18 protein-coding genes are annotated in these 20863 nt (G+C 46.8%); 14 read left to right on the top strand and 4 right to left on the bottom strand.

Annotation, left to right across the window (positions count from 1 at the left end; all coding sequences use genetic code 11):
- Positions 1-298 precede the first annotated feature (298 nt).
- The 5 genes from PPA03S_RS24145 to PPA03S_RS24125 all read left to right on the top strand — a co-directional run bounded on the left by PPA03S_RS24145 (position 299) and on the right by PPA03S_RS24125 (position 7302).
- Positions 299-1831 (top strand): extracellular solute-binding protein, encoded by a 1533-nt coding sequence (locus PPA03S_RS24145; protein ID WP_217998968.1) that lies wholly within the window; start codon positions 299-301, stop codon positions 1829-1831.
- An 81-nt stretch (positions 1832-1912) separates the two neighbouring features.
- A complete protein-coding gene (locus tag PPA03S_RS24140) occupies positions 1913-2839 on the top strand; it encodes an ABC transporter permease (protein WP_062326638.1) in 927 nt (308 codons plus the stop codon).
- A 29-nt stretch (positions 2840-2868) separates the two neighbouring features.
- Positions 2869-3753: a carbohydrate ABC transporter permease gene (locus PPA03S_RS24135; RefSeq protein ID WP_062326636.1), complete on the top strand. Its 885-nt coding sequence runs from the start codon at positions 2869-2871 to the stop codon at positions 3751-3753.
- A gap of 51 nt (positions 3754-3804) precedes the next feature.
- Positions 3805-6138 carry a helix-turn-helix domain-containing protein gene (locus tag PPA03S_RS24130; protein ID WP_062326634.1) on the top strand — a complete coding sequence of 778 codons (2334 nt, stop codon included), beginning with the start codon at positions 3805-3807 and terminating at the stop codon, positions 6136-6138.
- A gap of 33 nt (positions 6139-6171) precedes the next feature.
- Positions 6172-7302 (top strand): glycoside hydrolase family 88 protein, encoded by a 1131-nt coding sequence (locus tag PPA03S_RS24125; RefSeq protein WP_062326631.1) that lies wholly within the window; start codon positions 6172-6174, stop codon positions 7300-7302.
- A gap of 120 nt (positions 7303-7422) precedes the next feature.
- Here the strand turns inward: PPA03S_RS24125 and pdxA are convergent, their stop codons facing one another.
- The 4 genes from pdxA to PPA03S_RS24105 form a co-directional block, all read right to left on the bottom strand.
- Positions 7423-8424, bottom strand: coding sequence for a 4-hydroxythreonine-4-phosphate dehydrogenase PdxA (pdxA, locus tag PPA03S_RS24120; protein ID WP_062326629.1), 1002 nt, complete (start codon positions 8422-8424; stop codon positions 7423-7425).
- A complete protein-coding gene (locus PPA03S_RS24115) occupies positions 8421-9716 on the bottom strand; it encodes a four-carbon acid sugar kinase family protein (protein ID WP_062326627.1) in 1296 nt (431 codons plus the stop codon). Before PPA03S_RS24115 ends, pdxA begins: the two co-directional genes overlap by 4 nt.
- Before the next feature lie 61 nt (positions 9717-9777).
- Complete coding sequence (locus PPA03S_RS24110) at positions 9778-10764, bottom strand: 2-keto-3-deoxygluconate permease (RefSeq protein WP_062326625.1); 987 nt, start codon at positions 10762-10764, stop codon at positions 9778-9780.
- 166 nt (positions 10765-10930) lie between these two features.
- A complete protein-coding gene (locus tag PPA03S_RS24105) occupies positions 10931-12616 on the bottom strand; it encodes a sigma-54-dependent transcriptional regulator (RefSeq protein WP_245683713.1) in 1686 nt (561 codons plus the stop codon).
- Positions 12617-12847: 231 nt separating this feature from the next.
- Between PPA03S_RS24105 and PPA03S_RS24100 the strand changes: the two genes are divergently transcribed.
- From PPA03S_RS24100 to PPA03S_RS24060, 9 genes are all read left to right on the top strand, one after another.
- Positions 12848-13324 (top strand): MarR family winged helix-turn-helix transcriptional regulator, encoded by a 477-nt coding sequence (locus tag PPA03S_RS24100; protein WP_062326623.1) that lies wholly within the window; start codon positions 12848-12850, stop codon positions 13322-13324.
- Positions 13299-14153, top strand: a complete 855-nt coding sequence (locus PPA03S_RS24095; RefSeq protein ID WP_062326621.1) for a class I SAM-dependent methyltransferase — start codon at positions 13299-13301, stop codon at positions 14151-14153. Before PPA03S_RS24100 ends, PPA03S_RS24095 begins: the two co-directional genes overlap by 26 nt.
- Before the next feature lie 162 nt (positions 14154-14315).
- Positions 14316-15023, top strand: a complete 708-nt coding sequence (locus PPA03S_RS24090; protein ID WP_174532156.1) for a PspA/IM30 family protein — start codon at positions 14316-14318, stop codon at positions 15021-15023.
- Positions 15024-15109: 86 nt separating this feature from the next.
- Complete coding sequence (locus tag PPA03S_RS24085) at positions 15110-16141, top strand: TFIIB-type zinc ribbon-containing protein (protein ID WP_062326618.1); 1032 nt, start codon at positions 15110-15112, stop codon at positions 16139-16141.
- Positions 16142-16164: 23 nt separating this feature from the next.
- Complete coding sequence (locus PPA03S_RS24080) at positions 16165-16941, top strand: TPM domain-containing protein (RefSeq protein WP_062326738.1); 777 nt, start codon at positions 16165-16167, stop codon at positions 16939-16941.
- 71 nt (positions 16942-17012) lie between these two features.
- Entirely contained in the window at positions 17013-18029 is a 1017-nt protein-coding gene (locus PPA03S_RS24075) for an SPFH domain-containing protein (RefSeq protein WP_062326616.1), read from the top strand.
- A 201-nt stretch (positions 18030-18230) separates the two neighbouring features.
- Complete coding sequence (locus PPA03S_RS24070; RefSeq protein ID WP_062326736.1) at positions 18231-18458, top strand: DUF896 domain-containing protein; 228 nt, start codon at positions 18231-18233, stop codon at positions 18456-18458.
- 79 nt (positions 18459-18537) lie between these two features.
- Entirely contained in the window at positions 18538-19497 is a 960-nt protein-coding gene (locus tag PPA03S_RS24065) for a ring-cleaving dioxygenase (RefSeq protein WP_062326614.1), read from the top strand.
- Between the two features lie 108 nt (positions 19498-19605).
- Positions 19606-20694: a low temperature requirement protein A gene (locus PPA03S_RS24060; RefSeq protein ID WP_062326611.1), complete on the top strand. Its 1089-nt coding sequence runs from the start codon at positions 19606-19608 to the stop codon at positions 20692-20694.
- The last annotated feature ends 169 nt before the right edge of the window (positions 20695-20863 follow it).

The following is a 20863-nucleotide window of genomic DNA, read 5'->3' as shown; positions in this document are numbered from 1 at the left end:
CTAGCGACTGGTCAAACACCCTCTGATTTTGGAAACAGGCTTGATCGATTTCCTTCTTGTGCTCACCATTCCATCTGGAAATATGATCCTGATCTCTTGCATTCATATGCAAATCCTGCGCTGCACAAGGAAATATCAAATTTTGGATATGTCTGCAAGAATGGAGGATAGCCATTATAGCGGGCAAGCGGTAACTTTATGGAGACAGGGCTAGCTGATCCACGATACAAATTCAATGGGGGGACGTGAAGTGATGAAACGGTCATGGAGAAAACGACTAACAATTGGAATCTGCCTAATGATGAGCATTGCTGCTCTTGGGGGCTGTTCAGGAGACAACGGAAGTGCAGGTGAAGCAGGAGGAGATGGGCCTACCCCCATTTCAATCTGGATGTCGATGAATACCAATGCTTCCATCACACTCAAGAGTATGAATGAAATTACGGCGATTAAGGAATGGGAAAAGAAAACCAATACCAAAATCGAATTCCAGCATCCTGCGGTGGGTGCCGAGACCGAACAGTTCAATGTCATGATTGCTTCGAATCAGCTCCCTGATGCCATGTTTGTAAATGGAGATTACGCCAAGCTATTCAAGGATGGTGTCATCATTCGACTTAACGAACTCATTGATGAATACGCTCCCAATTTGAAAAAAATCCTGGAGGAGAATCCCGAGGTTGCCAAACAGTTAAAAGCCGATAACGGAGATATCTATGCAATACCGCATCTGCGTCTGGGGGAATACAAAACCTTCGGCGGTACGTTCATCCGTCAGGATTGGTTGGATGAGCTTAAGCTGGAGAAACCGGAAACGCTGGAGGAGTGGGAGACGGTACTCAAGGCCTTCAAAGAGAAAAAAGGCGTGTCTGCGCCGCTGTTGTTCGGCGCACCCCCCAAAATGACCACGATGGGACCAGCCGCACCGACATATCTGGAGGCTTACGGCATTACGAATAACACGTTTATGAAAGATGGCAAAGTAGTCTACGGACCAATAGAGCCGGAATACAAAGAATTTCTGACGATGTTCCATCGCTGGTATCAGGAGGGATTGATTGATCCCGATTTTGCTACTAATGACCAGAAAACATACGACGCCAAAATTTTGAGCAGTCAAGCTGGTGCGTTTTTCACCTTCATTGGTGGAGGTGTAGGCCGCTATCTGCCCGCTCTGCAGGAAACGGATCCGAACGCCAACCTCACAGCTACCCAATATCCAGTGCTGAATAAGGGTGATGAACCACTGTTTACCGGACGTTCCTGGGAATGGAGCAGCAGCGGCGTTGTGATCACCAATAGCAACAAACATCCCGAGGAGACGGTGAAAGCACTCGATTATTTCTTCAGTGAAGAAGGACATATGCTCAAAAATTTCGGCGTGGAGGGCCTCACTTATACGATGAAGGATGGTTACCCGACCTATACCGATGAGATTTTGAAAAATCCGGACGGACTGTCGGTTGCTCAAGCCATGGCCAAACATTTTATTGCGAACTATCCTTTCGTGGGCGAGGATGACGATCGGTACAACGAGCAATATTATCAGCTCCAACAGCAGAAGGATGCGGCGGTTCTGTTCTCCAAATACAGCGAGAATACGCTGAAGGTAGGCCTTCCTCCGACCAGTCTGACGACAGAAGAATCTGCAGAGTATAGCAAAATCATGAGTGATATTGGAACCTACCGGGATGAGATGTTCGTCAAATTTGTCATTGGGGTCGAGCCGATTGAGAACTTTGACAAGTTTGTTGATCAGATCAACAAGTTTAACGTTAAACGGGCTATTGAAATTCAGCAAGCTGCCCTGGACCGTTATAACGCCAGATAAGGAAGAGATGTTCACGGGCGGTGAAGCCTTTGTACGGCTTTGCTGCCGTGGACGCCTTCTTTCGAATGAAAAAGGAAGGGGATGGAGAAGGTGTCGCACAAGCTTTCCTTGTTATGGCTCAATTACAAAAAGAATAAAGCGATCTATTGGATGGCTCTTCCCGTCGTATTATATTTTCTTATCTTCAAATACCTGCCGATGTACGGAGCCATTATTGCGTTCAAGGACTACTCGGTGGGCAAAGGAATATGGGGCAGTGATTGGGTCGGATTGCAGCATTTTCGTGATTTCTTTCAGAGTTATTATTTCTGGCGAATTCTGAAGAATACTCTTTTGCTAAGTTTTTACCAGCTGTTGTTCGGTTTCCCGGCTCCCATTCTACTTGCCCTCCTGCTCAATGAGCTTCGGAGTCAAATCTTCAAACGCACGGTGCAGACGATCTCGTACATTCCGCACTTTATTTCCATTGTTGTCATCTGCGGCATGATTGTTGATTTTTCTTCCCGGGATGGACTGTTTAATACCATTATTGATTATTTTGGCGGACAGAGCAGCGCGCTTCTCAGCGATCCGGCCAACTTCCGTACCATCTATACCGCTTCATCGATCTGGCAGGAGCTTGGTTTCTCCAGCATCATTTATTTGGCTGCGCTTAGCGGGATCAATCCTGAGCTCTACGATGCTGCCAACGTGGACGGAGCAAGTCGGCTTCGCCAGGTGTGGCATATCACGCTTCCCGGCATCATTCCGATGATTATGATTCTCCTGATTCTCCGAATTGGCGGACTGATGGAGATTGGATTCGAGAAAATCATTCTGCTCTATAACCCGAATGTGTATGATACGGCAGATGTAATCTCAACGTTTGTCTACCGCAAAGGAATTAGTGAAAGTGCCGAATTCAGCTATACAACTGCGGTGGGTCTCTTTCAGTCAGTCATTAACTTTGCGCTGCTAATCGGTGCCAATCGCCTGTCCAAGGTGATATCCAATACCAAGCTGTTCTAGCCAAGAACGAGGTGAAGGGAGGGATTTCTTTGCAAATGAAAAGATCGATTGGAGAGCGGCTGTTTGGCGGTGCCAACGCGATTCTAATGACAGGGCTGATTATCGTAACCTTGTATCCGCTGCTGCATGTGCTAAATGCATCGCTTAGCGACTCAAGTCAACTCATGGCCCATAGAGGCCTGCTGCTTTTCCCCAAAGGGATTACAATGGAGAGCTACAAGCTGGTGCTGAGCAACCCCAACATTCTGTCCGGATACCGGAATACGATATTCATTGTGGTGGTGGGCACGGCGCTTAATCTGCTGTTCACCATTCTGGGGGCCTATACGTTGTCCCGCAAAAGCTTTATGCTCCGCAATCCGATTATGCTGGCGATCGTATTTACGATGTTTTTTAACGGCGGAATCATCCCGTCTTATCTGTTGATCAACAATACGCTTCATATGGGCAACAGCCTTTGGGCTCTAATTGTACCTGGTTTGATCAGCAGCTATAATCTGATTATTATGCGGACTTCCTTTGCGGAAATATCGGAAAGTCTGTTGGAATCGGCCCGTATAGACGGGGCGGGAGAGATGCTCATTCTGTGGCGGATCGTAGTACCATTGTCCATGCCCGTTATTGCGGTGATGATCCTCTTTTATGGCGTCGGTCATTGGAATTCATGGTTCAGTGCGATCCTGTACATTCGGGACCGGAACCTGTTTCCACTTCAATTGGTGCTGCGGGAAATTCTGATTCAGAATAGTACAGACTCGATGACGACAGGAGCGACCGCGATGGACAAAGAGGCCATTGGGGAAAGTGTGAAATACGCAACGGTCATGGTAGCCACCCTGCCTATATTGTTCATCTATCCGTTTCTGCAGAAATACTTTGTTAAAGGTGTTATGATCGGAGCAATCAAAGAATAGAGTTGCCTTATGCCAAGCTATATCAAATAACACACGGTGAGGAGGAGACGCATGAAGAGAAAAAGCATCCTGTTATCCTGGGGCATTTCTTACATGGTCATTCTGCTCATACCGATTGTGATCGGTGCTGCTGTTTTTGCCGAGTCTCGCCTGTTGCTTGAGGAAGAAGTGAATCGTTCCAACATGGTGCTGTTATCTCAGGTGCAGGAAACCATTGATAACCAGATTGGTGATATTGGCAGCATTAGCAATCAATTAATGGCCGACTCCCAACTCATGAGCTTCATTAATCATGCGTCTGAACAGGATGCCCGCTGGAGGTTCATGGGGATTGATCTGATCAAAAACCTGAAATCCACACGCGTCGGAAACGGCTTGATTAGTGAACTGTATATCTATATCAAACAACCCGATATCGCGTTGTCCTCTTCTTCACTCATTCAAAAAAAGTATCTCTATGACTTGTTCCATCAGGGGACGAACGTAACCGAGGAAGTGTGGACCCGGCTTATGCATGATTCCGGTAAGAGCATGTTCCGCAAGATGGAGGTACGGAGTGAAGACCGACGGATTGAAGACACGCTAGTCTATATTCAGCCGTTTCCTATCCAAAATGGCGCCAACAGCCCTGCGACCTTCGTCGTTAACCTGGACCCCAACCGATTCCAGCAAGCCATTGACAACGTACGTTTGGAAAAAGAGAGCACCGTGTTCATTCTGGATCACGACGGTCAAACGTTATTTTCTACCGGATCACTTGAAACCCCTTACATGAATGGGGAGGACCTTAACCTTTTCGATGATGCTGGGAAAAGAACGGAAACGATCCATTGGAACGGAGAATCCGTGACCGTATCACAGATTTCTTCCAAGATCCAGGACTGGAAGTATGTATCCATCATCCCTACCCGAATCTATGCCAAGAAGCTGACGGTCATCCGCAATATTACGCTTGGAGGTGTTGTGGCAGGACTGATGCTCGGCGGGGTGGCAGCCTGGTGGTTCGCCAGACGGAATTACCGTCCGCTGGGACGGATCATGAACATTATCTCGGATAAGGTCAAATGGAAACTGGAGCAGCCAGATAATGAATATGGCATCTTGCAGTCTGTCCTAATCCAAGCCTGGGAGGAGCAGGACCAATTTGCGAACAGGCTTAAGGATCAGCAGAGCGTTATACGGAGCAGCCTGCTCTCCAAGCTGATGAAGGGAAGGGTGCAGGTGGGTGAGGATTTTGCTTCGACCCTGGAACGTTCGGGCATTCGGTTCGAGACGAATTCGTTTGCCGTATTGCTCCTGCACATTGAGGATGTTGAAGGACTGTTCCGTTCCAGAGTACGTGAGCAGGACCAGGAGGAGAAGCATCAATTTGTGCATCTGATTCTGACCAATGTGCTGGAGGAGATGATCGGCTCGATCGGTCATGTATACTCTGCCGACATTGATGGAAGAATTGCATTCCTTATTAATATTCGGGAGTGTGAGGCGGATACCAGTCATCGGTTAATTCGTGCAGTCGAAGAAGCCCAGCGTTTCATCAGCTCTCGATTCTGCGTGTACTTCTCTGTTGGTGTTAGCCATGTTCATCACCGTATTGTGGAGATCTCAGATTGTTTCCGGGAATCGGAAGAAGCGCTGGAATACAGGCTGATTCTGGGGATCGGTCAAATTATTGATCCGAACCGAATTCGTCGGCCCAAGGAGGAGCTGTATTACCCTCTTGATCTGGAGAGACAGCTCATCAATTATATCGCTACAGGGAATTATGCCCGTTCCACGGAAGTAATGAACGAAATTCTCATGACTAATTTTGCGGGAGAGCCCCTGTCTGTTGAACTGGCTCGCTGTCTGATGTTTGAGTTGATCGGTACTTTTCTGAAAGCTACGGAACAGATCAAGACGGATGATCAGAACGAGATGGCGCAGCGCAATGAGCTGGTACGGCAATTGTTTGCATGTGAGACGTTTGAGGAAATTGAGGCTGAATTGCTGCGGATACTGGAGACGGTATGCCAGACAGTGCATGAGCGCAAGCGATCCCGCAGTGAGGAATTGAGGGATCAACTGGTGGAATTTATCCATGAGAATTATGCCGATGTTAATCTCGGTTTGACCCACTTATCCGAACGTTTTCGTTTTCATCCAACCTATGTCTCCAAGTACTTCAAGGAACAGACTGGAGTCAACGTGATTGATTACATCAACCAATATCGAATTGAGCAATCCAAGAAAATTCTGCAGGCAGAGGAATTGACGATCCAGGACGTATCCGAGCGGGTGGGTTTCCTGAACAGCAATTCGTTCATTCGTGTCTTCAAAAAATATGAGGGAATTACACCCGGCCAATATAAGCAAAACAGCAGGCTGGTCCAGCAAGAGGATTGAAGAATATTACTTGCTTAGAGGAGGAACAGTTCCATGTGGAAAAAGGCTATTGATGATGCACTCCATGTCACCCGGCGTAATATAGATCGATTCGAGGGGCGCTTTCCCCATGTTAGTAACGGGGATGAGCATTATATGTTGAACGACAATACAGAGTGGACGGCCGGATTCTGGTCGGGGATCCTGTGGTTATGCACGGAGTACACGCAAGACCCGTTGTTTCGTAAGGCAGCAGCAAGCACCGTCGATAACTTCCGCAAACGAATGGAGCAAAAAATCATTTTCGATCATCATGATATTGGCTTTCTCTATTCGTTGTCTGCCAAGGCGCAGTGGATTGTGGAGCATGACGCCGCAGCAAGGAAACTCACGTTGGAAGCTGCAGATATGCTGATGAAACGCTGGCGGGAGGAAGCAGGACTCATCCAGGCTTGGGGACGGAAAGGCGATGTGAACAACGGAGGGCGAATCATTATCGATTGCCTGCTCAATCTTCCGCTGCTGTTCTGGGCGTATGAGCAGACAAATAACGAGGAGTATCGCCGCGTTGCCGAGCTGCATGCGCTGAAAAGCCGCCGTTTCCTCGTTCGTGGAGACGACTCCAGTTATCATACGTTTTATTTTGACCAGGCTACCGGGGAGGCCATTCGAGGCGGTACGCATCAAGGATACAATGATGGCTCTACCTGGACTCGTGGACAGGCATGGGGGATATATGGTTTTGCACTGTGCAGCCGCTATCTGCAAAGTACAGAGATGCTGGAGACAGCCAAGCGGCTCGCCCGTTATTTCATTGCCCATCTTCCGGAGGATGAAGTAGCGTACTGGGATTTTGATGCTCCGCAGGCGCCCGACACGAAACGGGACAGCTCTGCATCTGCCATTGTTGCCTGTGGTCTGCTGGAGATTGCCGGACAGCTAAATGAAGCCGACCCAGAGCGGGAGGCTTTTCAAAAGGCAGCCGAATCGTCCATGAAATCCCTAATTCGTCATTACTCTACGCAAGGCTCCGATACAGCGGAGGGTCTGCTGAAGCATGGTTCCTACTCTGTAAGAGGTGGAGATTCACCGGATGACTACACGATCTGGGGCGATTATTTTTATCTTGAAGCACTGATGCGGCTGGAACGGGGCATTCCTGGCTATTGGTATGACCGCCAATAGAATGTACATGAAAAAATTCCTTTGCTGATGAATTAAACCATGTTGACCACAAATAAAAAGCAGCGATTCTGCCATTACAGAAGAATCGCTGCTTTTATTTCTTTTCTGAGAATACGTATGTTAAATTTGCGTTTTTGGCGCAAGTTCAATGGCAGAACGGATGGCGGCCAGCATGCTCTTGTCATCAGCAATATTTTTACCAGCGATGTCAAAGGCTGTCCCATGGTCTACAGAGGTACGGATGATACCACCTTTAAGACCTACTGTAATATTTACGCCTTCTTCGATGCCCATAACTTTGATCGGAGCATGTCCCTGGTCGTGGTAGCAGGCAACAACGATATCAAAATCGCCTCGCCCTGCTCGGAAGAACAATGTGTCCGCCGGAAGTGGACCAACGACGTTAATGCCTTCCTGCTGTGCACGTTCGATGCCGGGCTGCAGTTTTTCTTCCTCTTCACCATTACCGAACAATCCGTTCTCACCTGCATGCGGGTTAATCCCGCAAACAGCTACACGCGGATTGTCGAAGCCGGCTTTTTTTAACGTATCATGAGCCAGTTTAACCACGGTGTAGGTTCTTTCCGGGTTGATGCTCGCGATGGCATCAATCAGGCCCATATGCGTCGTAAGGTGAATCACTCGCAGATTGGGCGTCGTCAGCATCATGGAGAAATCCTCGGTATCGGTGAGATCGGCCAAAATCTCGGTGTGACCTGGATACAGGTGCCCACCGAGGTGCAAGGCTTCCTTGTTCAGGGGCGCCGTGCAGATGGAGTGGATTTGCTGTTTTTTGGCCAGATCAATGGCTTTCGCCAGAAATTGAAAGGCTGCATCTCCCGCAACGGCAGATACTTTACCATATTCCAAATCTGCGGGAACGAGGTCCAGATCAATAACGTCTACAGTACCGAATTCATACAAGGCTTCGGATGGCTCATGAATAGCATTTACCTTCAGACTCGATCCGATGACAGGCAGAACACGCTCCAATATTTTGGCATCGCCAATGACGAGTGGATTGCAGTTGTTGTAGACCTCCTGATGACCCAGTGCTTTCATAATGATCTCGGGTCCAATGCCTGCTGCATCGCCCATTGTAATTCCAACGGTTGGTTTCATACGGGAACTCCTCCTTTTAATTTTTCAATCGCATGGATGAAGACGTCGGGCTTGCCGAATCCGCCCGCTTTGGTGATCACGTGCAGATCCTCAATTCCAATAAATTTCGATATGGGTACGCCAATTTCAAGCTCATCGAGCAGTTCAAAACCGCTGATATTCCACTTCATACAGATTTGTTTCGCTGTATCTCCACCTGTCATGGACACCCCTTTGAAATACCCATTCTCCAGCAGTTTGGCGCAGATTTCACCTATGGCTCGTACAATTTCATTGCTGACCTCGGTGTGATTAAGCCCTCGGACTTCGCCCGTGGCACGTGCCAGTTCAATATCGACCTGTTCGGCGGTGGAATAGAGGACAACGTCATTGCCTTCCACCGCTTTGGCCTTCACTTCCTCATACACACGATCGATTTCTTGCTCACGATCTGCCGAATCCGATACGGCTTTGAAGGAGTGGAATGGAATGGATGATACATTGGTTTTCTGTAGTAGCTGCTTGAGCTGCTCGCGCGAGTTTCGGTTTACGCTCCCCACAACGGTGAGGATTGGACCCGGATTCGCTGGGATAGTCAATTCCGAGGACTTGGCTCCCAAGCCATAATGGGTAGGCAGGTAGTTCGCGATTCCCGCTGAACCTGCCCAGGCAAAGGTATAGTCCAGCTCACTGGTGATACGTAGAATCTGCTCCAAGTGCTGCTCATCCGTCGAGTCGACGAGGATATAGGGAATGCCGTTAGCTTTAAAGTATTCCAGCTGCGTCTTCATATGATCCCTACCCGATTCAAGATCCCGCACCGTAATCCCGCCCACTTCATACTTGGTCTGGAGTTTGAGTAAATCCGGAAGATACGAAAGGGTCACAGGTGTCTTCGGATCATTCGCAATCTCGGTATCGGCCAGTGGAACGCCGTTCAGATAATGCGTGCCATTAAGAATGGTGCGATTGTTCTTGGGATAGCCCGGGGCAATCATCATGAAGTCGGGTTTGACCACGTCGTACAAAGCATCGATCTCGCTGCCGATGTTTCCGCGCATGGTCGAGTCCATTTTTTTGAAAATAGTGCCAAATCCGTTCTTCAACAGCAGCTCAGCTGCTCTGCTTACGCGCTGATACGCATCCTCCGGTGTGATGGAACGGCTATCGGTATCAAATACGACCGCATCGTATTCGGTAAGATTATCCTCATTTATGTTAAACAGGACACTGGTCTTCAATCCATGACGGGCAAGCTGCACCCCGCTGTCATTGGCGCCGGTCAAATCATCTGCAATAATGGCTAATTTCATGCAGTCATCCCTCCTTGGAAAGCAAAATAGTTATAATTCCGGTCAATTAAATTCCGTGCATTTATGTGGACGGTCTTTGATTGTATTTCTCGACCCCGCCTGATTTCTCCAGCCTTTTGGAGAGGAATCCGATGAAGATCGGCAGCAGTATGGCAGTGGTGACCACACTTGCAGCAATCTGCACCGTAGCAATCTCGGCAATCGGGGCAAAAGAAGCGTTTGCAGCCACGATGGCAGCAGGCGTACCTACAGCGTTACCGGCCGTAGAACCTTCGGAAGCTCCAACAATCGGGTTCCAGCCAATGGCTCTGAACAGCAGGAATCCAACGCCGCCCGTGATCAGTACAGTCAGGACACCCAACAGGATCCCACTTAATCCACCTTGAATGATCGACGAGAAGTTGATGCCCATACCCAGTGAAAAGGCGAAGAACGGAACGAGCTTGTCACTGCCTTTATGCAGCCAATCAGCCATGTTTCTATCGAGATTACCAATAACAACGCCGACGATAAGCGGAAGCAGAACGGCTACAAAAGACATCGGGGAGAACATGCCGTTGGCAAAGCCCATCGCACCGAAAATGGAAAGAGCAACCATGGTGAGGAACGGTCCATCGCTGAGTGCGAGGAACGGATAAGCCGCCTTGTCATCTTCTTTGCCGTACTGTCCGGCCAGCGCGATGTACAGTCCACCATTGGAATTCGTCATTGCAGCGATAATGGCAAGCGGTGCCAAACCAAGGAATAAACCATTGGAATCCGCAAAATAGATGGCGATCAAACCTAATATTGCACCAACTGCCCACTTGAACACAAGCAGTGTAACGCCTTTACCAACCGAAGAACCGGCCGTCTTGAACGTGATTTGCGTACCCGCAATCAACAGGAACAGGGCGATCAGTGTGCTTGAGCTATTTACGAACAGGGCTTCGGTGAAACCGCCGATCCGCAAAGCATTCGGAAAGAATGTGTTAATGGTTGCGCCGAGCAGCAGGGGAACAACCATCATACCGCCAGGAATACGATCTAATGTTGCTTTAATGTTCATAGTAGTGGCTCCTTATGAAGTAATCGTTTTTATAAAGCGCTTGCAGGGACTATGTTATCCCATATTGTTTATTTTAGCAACACTTATTTATTGTAAATTTTAAGTAATACGTTTAAGTGTTTAATAATGCAACACATGAAGCTGTAAAAAAAGCGTAAACCTAAAGTTACTCTTTAAGTTTACGCCATAACGTGGCCCGGTTAATCCCCAGACGTTCGGCTGCCTTGGATTGATTATTGTTTTCCTCTTGCAGTACGTATTGAATAATCTCTTTTTCGATCTCTTTCAATGTACCATTTAACTTCATCGTATTGGATGAGGGATGTTGACCGAGCAGAAGTGACACGGTTGAAGCGGAGATCACGTATTCCTGTTCATTCAGTGCAGCCTGTTTGATGAGATGCCTCAATTGGTTGACTGTCATATACGGGACTTGATCTCTGATCAGCCGCAGTGCGTCCTCTTTCATTTTCACGGCAACCGTACCATACTTCTGATAGTAATCACTAAGGAAATGCTGGATCAGAGGTTCAAGATCCTCCTGTCTGTCCACCAAGCTCGGCATAATGATCGTATTCAGCTCAATATGGAGGGTTCGATCTGGATTCAATCGCTGCTCACCGAGGATAAACACACCGATTTGCCTTTGTAGGCAGTTCTGGATAAAAGAGATTAATTCCTCATCCTCCAGGCGATTTTCCATCTGGTTAATCTCCACATTTCGAACCTTGGAAAGTGGTATTCTGTGCAAATGACCTGGAGGCATTTGTGTCAGATCCATTTGTAAAAGCAACCCGCCGCCAGAGTACATCTGATGAATATGTTTTACCAGAAAAGATTTGCCCGAATCCGCTTCGCCCAGCAGATAAATGGGTTCGTGGTTTTCATACAGGGTACGTATATTCCTCAATGCGGCCTGCATGGCAGGAGATTCGGCAACAATCGGCTCCATGGATATGTCGTTATACGCTGTTATGCCGTATTGTGCAAAAGCATAAGGCTGTCCTTTTTCAAGAAAAAATACTTTGAACCTTTTGTTATCCAACGCAGTTTCGTAGGCTGTTACCGTCAGCTGGTAATCGTCAACGATGAACACATTTTGAACTTGGGACTGGTGGAACTCCAGGTTGGTATTGGTAAGATAGATGTGATTATCCGTCAGTGGATTCTGCTCGAAATCCGTCAAGTTCTCGAATACAACTTCGTTCTGATCGTCCAGGATCATGAGATTAGGATGCTCCTTGGTAACCAGATCATTCAAGATGATCGATATCGCATGGTTTTTGCTCAAATAACGATATACCAACTGTGCATCTTCAAGGGCTCTAAGAATCGATTCCTTACCGGATTGGATCAATAAACCTTCCATTCCATAAGTTTTAGCCGTATTTACAGTGATGACATCTCCAACAATCTGCCGGTACCCGGAAGCTTTGAGCTCCAGCAGCAATCGTGCCACATCTTCGGAACTGCGTATGGTGTATACCTTTAAAGGTAAGTCCATCAAATCAATAATGGATTGTGCACCTGAAGTAATGTTGGAAAAGCCAACGATGGCTGTTAGGCCGTTGAACTGGCTGGCCAGCGTAAGGGAGCGAATCATGTCATATCCAGTTAATTGCACATCAATAACCGGAATGGTCACAGCTTCCTTAATCAGCTGGGCGGTTCCCCCGCGGCTAATAATAATATCCGCACCATTTCGTTCGGCTTGGGCCGCCAGTTCGGCCCCTTTTACTAAGTCGCCTACTTCACACTGAATGGCTAATTGCGGAAATAACGGAATGGATTCTTCTATAATCGTAGTCATGGATTCATAAGGAGCGATAATATGGACTCGTGTTCGCATCATTTTCCTGCCTTTTATAAAAATCGTTCATTGGTCATCTCGGGTGCTGCGGAATGAGAAGACTTCCCTTATTATAGCCAACTTGCAGAGGAATGGCATCTTTGGCTCATGTCGGATCCGGTAGAGCTCGCTATAAGGAGATAACCGAAACCTCTTCAGGAACGAAAATAGCATTGAAAATTTATTTGCTTTGCGCAAACAAATAAATTATGATCAGATTGGAGGTGATCACTTTTGGCAAGCAATCGAGATGAGCTGGAGAAGTTGGCTTACGGTACGTTAAGAATAGTTAAAGAATTTACGCATGCACAAAATCTTCGATCAGATCTGGACCGCTTAACGTTTGAGATTCTGTTGTTTGTCAAGGAACAGGGAGCTGTGAGGATCACGGATATTGCGAGCAAACTAGATTTGAATCCCTCATCAATCACCCGGAGAATTCAGGTGTTAAAACAGTCTGGTCATATCGTAGCGGTCTCAGATCCGAATGATTTACGGTCCAGTTTGGTTACCTTATCTCCATTGGGAGAAGAGGAATTGTCTAATTTCCTGAAAGTGAGTATTGATGGTTTGGCACATATCTTGCGCGATTGGAACGACAGTGAGATCCAGACGTTTGCCGAACAGTTATTAAACTATGCGGACTCCATGCGTACGTGGCGTCTGGCTAAAGGAGCGGACTCAAATGTCGGCCAAAAAAGAAAACCCTGACCAAAGTAAGCAATATGCTAATTCGGGCAAATTCAATGCGAGAATTCATTTGCATAAAACATACAGTACGAATCCATACCCCTGGCCTCTTTGGGTCTTTGATCAATTTCCAAAGAAGGATCATCTCAGGGTCTTAGAATTGGGTGGTGGAAACGGATTGTTGTGGATGGCCAATGCCGAGCGCATTCCTAATCATTGGAACATAACCATTACGGACAAATCGTCGGGGATGCTTCAGGATGCCCAACGCAATCTTACTCATCTTGGGGAACATATCCAATGGAGTGTCATGGATGCAGAGAAAATTCATTATCCCGAAGAAAGCTTTGATATCGTAATCGCTAATCATATGTTATATCATATCGGGAATCTGGAGAGGGCATTGTCCGAAATCGGGAGAGTGCTTAAGAAGAACGGGACCTTTTACGCCAGTACCATCGGTTCACGAAATATGGCCGAGATGAAAGAGTTGGTAAAAGTCTTTAATCCTGATAGCCAATATGACAGTATTCTTGGCATGATTGAGTCGAAATTTTCCATGGAGAACGGAAAGCAACAACTTGAACATGCCTTTACGGATGTGCAATTACATGTGTACGAAGATTCTCTTTCCATAACAGACTCGGATGCCATCGTCGAATATGTATTATCCATGAATGGGCTGGAAGAGGATAAGCACGTCATGAGTCCTCAGGACGCTCAATCCTTTAAAGTTTTTTTGGAAGGGAAAATGAAAGAATCAAATGGGAAGATACACATCAGCAAGGCTTCCGGGATGTTTTCCTGCACGAACGCCAAAGATGCTCCTTCATCAGTTAATCCAAGCTAATTATAATTGCGTTATAAAGATGGCGTCCTCCGCAAGCGGGGGGCGCCGATATGGTATGCGTGTGAATTTGTCTCCCTACTTACAGGGATAAGGGAAATGAAACCTTCAACCTCATATTCATGTATTATAGTACATATAAACTGATCGAAGGAGGAACGGATGATGGGAATCTTATCGAGGTTTAGGGACGTAATGAAAGCCAATGTGAACCATGTGCTGGCTCGTGCGCAAGACCCGGAGAAGACGGTGAATGAATATATGCGGAGCTTGAGCAGTGATTTGGGTCAGGTGAAGGCAGAGACGGCTGCAGTGCTGTCAGAGGAAAACCGGGCGAAGCGGGCATTGGATGAATGCAGCTCCGAGCTTAAGAAGTTACAGCGATATGCAGAGAAATCTGCGGAGTCCGGTGATGAAGACAAGGCACGTGGTTTTCTTGAGAAAAAAGTGAAACAGGCGGAGAAAATGAACGAGTTGCAAGCCGCCTATGACCGGGCCTCCGCCAAAGCGAAAATGATGAAGCATATGCATGAGAAGCTGGTTGCAGATATGGGGCAATTGGAAGCTCGCCATGCGGAGCTGAAGGGCAGAATGGCGGCTGCCCATGCGCAGCAACAGGCCAATGAACGGAATGCCTCGGCTGCCAATGCGAACGCTGCCTTTAAGGCTATGGAAGACAAAGCAAATCAGGCGCTTAACGAAGCTGAGGCTTTGGCTGAACTGCGCGCTGGGGCACAGGACGATGATCTGGATGTGCTAATTGCGCAGTTGGAGCAGCAAATGAATGCTGAAGCGGGTAATAAAGGGCAGGTGTCGCTGAATCCAGAGGAAGAGCTGGCGGCAATACAGGAGAAATTGAAGGGTGAAGGTTGAAATATATACAATTATGAAGAGGGCAGAAATAAGCCGGAGAAGCGATGCGATTTTAATCCCATTTCGTTAAACATGGAGGTGAACAAATGCCGGTAATCGAATACAAGTGCCCCAACTGCGGCAGTGGAATGCTTTTTGATAGTGCAACTGGAGCGTTGTCCTGCCCTAGCTGTGGACGACAGGATAATATTGAACAGATCCCCGATCCATTGAAGAAACAGGTGTTCACGGAGAATGAGGTCAAGGAGTATCACTGCAACAGCTGCGGCGCGGACATCGTGACTGAGCCGGAGACAAGTGCAACGACATGCAGCTTCTGCGGAGCTGCCGTTGTACTAAGTGACCGGTTGACAGGAGATCTGGCACCGGCCATGGTTCTTCCCTTTTCGATCAGCAAGGATGAGGCCAAGCAGGCGTTCAAAAAGTGGTGCAGAAACGGTCTGCTGACGCCAAGCGGGTTCATGACGGCTGACCGGGTCCAGAGTATTACCGGGATATACGTACCTTTTTGGCTATATGAGTTACATAACAAAATCGAAGTTCACGGCCGTGCCACGAAGATCCGAACCTACACTCAGGGGGATTATCATTATACGGAAACACAGCATTTTGATATTTACCGGAGGATTCGGCTTAATTATGTGAATCTGCCCATTGATGCTTCGGAGAAGATGAAAGATGAACTGATGGATAAGCTGGAGCCATTTCCTTATAACCAGTTGAAGCTTTTCAAAACACCGTATCTCGCCGGGTATATTGCGGAAAAGTATAGTTATACCGACGAGGAGCTATACCCGCGCGCCAAAGAAAAAACGAGCTCTTATATTGATTCTTATATTGCATCAACAGTTTCGGGTTATAACAGTGTGAGCTACACGGACAAACAGATTGATACCACGATGAAAAATGCGGACTATGTGCTGCTTCCGGTGTGGATGGTTTACTATGACTTTAACCGTTCGCAGTATACCTTTGCGATGAATGGGCAGACGGGTAAAGTGGTGGGCAAACCGCCCATTAGCAAAGCTAAAGTTGCCGGATGGTTCGCAGGAATTTCAGCGGTTTCCTTGTTGTCATTGAAACTGGTCTCCTGGATGATGGGAGGTGGATTCCTGTGAGGAAAAGAATACATCTGGCATGGATGGCGACGCTCATCTTATTTCTGATCACCCTCAGTTCTCCATGGATGCCAATACTAGTGGTATCGGCAGCAGATAGCAAAAATCTGATTTACGATGAGGCTAATCTGCTGAACGAGCAGGAGAAAAGTGAACTGAACACATTGGCGAATGAGTATGGGGCGGAGAGGCAAACGGACTTCGTTATTCTGACAACAAATAATTTTGAGAATCAGGATGTACAGTTGCTGACCGAGGATTTTTATGATGAACACGCTCTTGGGTATGATAAAGCGCATGGAAATGCGGTCATTCTGACGATGGACATGAATAATCGGGAAGTCTATCTGGCTGGATTCTATAAAGCCGAAGATTATTTGGACAATGATCGGCTGCAATCAATCCGAAGCAGGATTACATCTGAATTATCCAATGGGGATTATAAGCTCGCTTTTGAGAAGTATATTAAGCTTTCCTACAAATATATGGGGTATGAACCGGGTGTAAACCCGAACAATATTTTATTTAATGGCTGGTTCCAATTGGGCGTATCTGTAGTGATCGGAGGCATTGCTGTTGGGATTATGGCTTACCGTTCTGGCGGACGTGTGACGGTCAACCGGGCGACCTATGAGGATTCGAGTACTTCCAGCGTCATTGATCGTCAGGATCGGTATATCCGTACTACCGTAACCAAACGCAAAATTGAGAAGAACAACAACAATGGTGGCGGAGGCGGCGGGGGCGGAGGTACCAGCCGAGGCGGTCATTCGCATAGTGGTAGTAGAGGATCTTTCTAGTAGGAGAAATAACGATTCAGCTTATATCATGATGATGCAAAATGCTTACTATAGAAGGGATGGGAACGAGTATGGGATTTTTCAAAAATCAATTTTCGAATGTGGTGGAATGGGAAGAGTTCAGAGATGATATGATTTTCTGGAAGTGGAGTAACCGGGAGATCAAGAAGGGAAGTAAGCTGATTATTCGTTCAGGGCAGGATGCGATCTTCCTGAATAACGGCAAGGTGGAAGGGATTTTCGAGGACGAAGGATCGTTTAATATTGATTCCGAGATTATACCGTTTTTGTCTACCTCAAAAGGGTTCAAGTTCGGATTCAACAGCGGTATGCGCGTCGAAGTGCTGTTTGTGAATACGAAGGAGTTTACGGTTCGCTGGGGTACGCAAAGCCCGGTACTGATTCCGACTCCTCAACTCCCAGGCGGGATGCCGATTCGTGCGAATGGGACGTTTAATTTTAAAGTGAGTGACTATGTCACGCTAATCGATAAAATCGCGGGTATCAAACAGAGTTATCTGGTTGAGGATGTCAAAATCCGGATTACGTCTGTGCTGGATCAGCTGCTGATGAAGTGGATTAGTCGTGAGGGCAAGGACATGTTCAACCTGCAGGCGAATGCTTCGGATATTGCGAAAGGCATTCAGGAAGATCTGGATATGCAAATGATGGACATCGGGATCGGAATCACAGGTTTCCAGGTGATGAGCTTCAATTACCCGCAGGAAATCCAGGATATGATTACGAAGACAGCTTCACATGAGATGATTGGTAATTTGCAAAAATATCAGCAGGTCAGCATGACGGACGGCATCTCATCTGGTAAAGTTCAGGGTGGCGGGGCTGCTTCAGATATGGCGGGCATGATGATGGGCATGAACATGGCAAATGAAATGATGAAAAACATGAATCAGAATCAGAACAGTCAGAACCAGAACTCGGATTCAAAGCCTTCAGTAAACCAAAACGGTGATGCAGGTGCTTCTTCTTCCTCGGGAGACAACAAAAAACCGAACTTCTGTCCGAACTGTGGCGCCAAGAATGAAGGAGCAAATTTCTGTCCAAACTGTGGTCAGAAGTTGGCTTAATGCACTGAAATATAGGAAGGCTTACTTAGAAGTGAACTACTTTTGAGTGAGCCTTTTTTGTATTTGATTTTTATATCAGATAAAGGGTTGACAACGGAGCTCTAATGATTTATCTTTAAATTAAGATATTTAATTTGAATATAAATAAAGCCGAGAACAAGTAAATATCTTAAATCCGATTTACGAGGAGAGATCAAGATGATGATCCCAACATTGACCAGAATAAATGAACTTTCAAGAAAAGCCAAAGCTGCAGGGTTGACGGAGATGGAGAGAGCGGAACAAATTCGTCTGCGCCAGGAATATCTGCAAACCTTTCGCGGTTCGATCAATGATATTCTGCTGAATGTGACCATCTATGATCCGAACGGCGACGACGTCACTCCAGATCGATTGAAACAGGAACAATCTAACCAGAACAATAACTAACTTATTCCGAATAAATATCTTAATATAAAGATAATATTTGACCACTATACATGTTTGATAAACCAAGGAGGAAATAATGATGACTATTCAAACTGCAGGTATTCACCATATTACAGCTTTTGCGGGAGATCCACAGGCCAATGTCGACTTTTATGCTGGAGTTTTGGGACTTCGTCTCGTGAAAAAAACGATTAACTTCGATGCACCTGATGTGTACCATCTGTATTTTGGGGATGAGAACGGAAGTCCGGGCACCATCATTACATTCTTCCCATCAGCCGGATCACCACGAGGCAAAATTGGCGGCGGTCAGGTTGGCATAACCTCATATGTAATTCCGCCTGGGACTATTGGCTTCTGGCAGGATCGGCTGGAACAGTATAACATTGAGGTAACCAAAACGAATCGTTTTAACGAAGAGCTGCTGCAGTTCGAAGACCGCGAGGGCTTGCGTCTTGAACTGGTTGAACGTGAAGAGGGCGCAGCCAGCACCTGGGTGCATGAAGGAATTCCCGCAGACAAAGCCATCAAAGGGTTTGGAGGTGCCGTGCTGTTCAGCGTAAATCCGCAGAGAACGATGGATGCGCTGGATAAAATACTCGGATTCACAAAAGTAGATCAAAACGAGGAATATGTACGTTTCCGGTCCAGCGGCGATATCGGTAATGTGGTGGATGTTCCGATGACCCGCATGGCTCTGGGCGCTGGCGGAGCAGGAACGGTCCACCATATCGCGTGGCGTGCCAAAGATTTTGCAGAGCATGCACAATGGAGAGAGGCTGTGCAACAGTATGGTTATCAGCCGACCCCGGTTCGGGACCGTCAATATTTTAACGCAATCTATTTCAGAGAAGCCGGCGGTATCCTGTTCGAAATTGCTACCGATCCTCCTGGATTCACAAAAGATGAGCCGGCGGAGTCGCTTGGACAAAAACTCATGCTGCCTGAATGGTTTGAACCATATCGTGCCCAAATCGAAGGCAATTTGCAGCCGATCCAGGTAAGAACGCTAGTACCTGCAACAGCAGTGATGGAGTAAGGTGGATGGCGCTCAGAGTTTTACTCTGGGCGCGTCATCAAGCCAGCGGGTAGGTAAAGGTACAAGCAACAGTGTTGTATTATGAGGAAAATAAAGGAGCATTGAAGGATGATGGAGAAAAAGGTTACCTGGCTGGAGCTGTTCTATGATTTGCTCTTTGTTGCGGCAGTTTCCAAAGCGGGGCATGTCCTGCTGCATGCCGAACATGGCGTGATTACGTTTGAATATCTGATGAAATTTGTGTTGATTTTCATTCCTGTCTGGTGGGCATGGGTCGGTCAGACCCTATTCATTAACCGTTATGGTCAGGATATAATGAGCCATCGAATATTCCTCATCCTTCAGCTCTTGTCTGTTCTGGTGATGACAGCAAGCCTCTCGACTCATTTTGATCAATACTACCTGTCATTCTTTATCGGGTATATTGGATCGAGGGCGTTTACGGCCATTCAGTACCTGACTGTTCATAAATCCAAAAGCACACATCAACAACAAGCAGCCCGTTACCTGGGCACCTGTTTCATCATTGGTATATTGATTTCATCGGGTTCTCTGTTTTTCGATTCCTGGCTGCGCTATGTGATTTTGTATGCGGGAATTGCCGTGGATATCATCCTTCCGTTGATTGGACGCAAGAATCTGGTGAAAGTACCCGTTCAGACACATCATTTGCTGGAGCGTTTCGCACTTTTTACACTTATTCTGCTGGGTGAATCTGTCGTTAGTATTATCGCTGTGCTGCAAGCGGACCATTGGGATATGAAGTCGATCCTGTTTGCCGTTTTTACTTCGATATTTGTCATTGCGATGTGGTGGCAGTACTTCGAAAATGTAGAGAAAAAGGTAAGCAAGGAAATTCAGACTGCCGGGCAAGCGATTATTTATGGTCATCTGTTCATCTACATATCTATGAGCATGATCGCTGCTTCGATCCAGTTGTTGTATCAGAATCAATTGAACTATGTGTTCATGATCGGGTTTATGTTTGGATCCGTGCTGCTGTATTTCTTGTCGACCTCACTTGTGTTCCATCGCTACAGACATGCCCATATGCGGCTTCGTCCTCGGCACTTGGCGATCATGCTGGGACTACTGGCCGCGTTCGTCCTTGTGGATCTCATCTATCAGGTGCCTAATTATGCAATTGTGGGAGAGAACATGGTGTTTTTCCTTGTCTATGCCAAATTAACGACCTGATGCATGGGTTGAACAAGAATAAAAGTCACGAACGGATAACGTTCGTGGCTTTTTAAGTTGGATATTTGTAAAATCATGTCCACAATATGAAAAAACGTTTAACCTGATTTATTTTCTACTATAGAATCTGTTAATATGAGACTAGATACCAGTGAATCTACCAGATTAA

It is taken from the genome of Paenibacillus pabuli NBRC 13638, assembly GCF_001514495.1.
GTDB classification, from domain to species: Bacteria; Bacillota; Bacilli; order Paenibacillales; family Paenibacillaceae; genus Paenibacillus; species Paenibacillus pabuli.
This window is presented reverse-complemented; position numbering and strand designations above follow the sequence as displayed.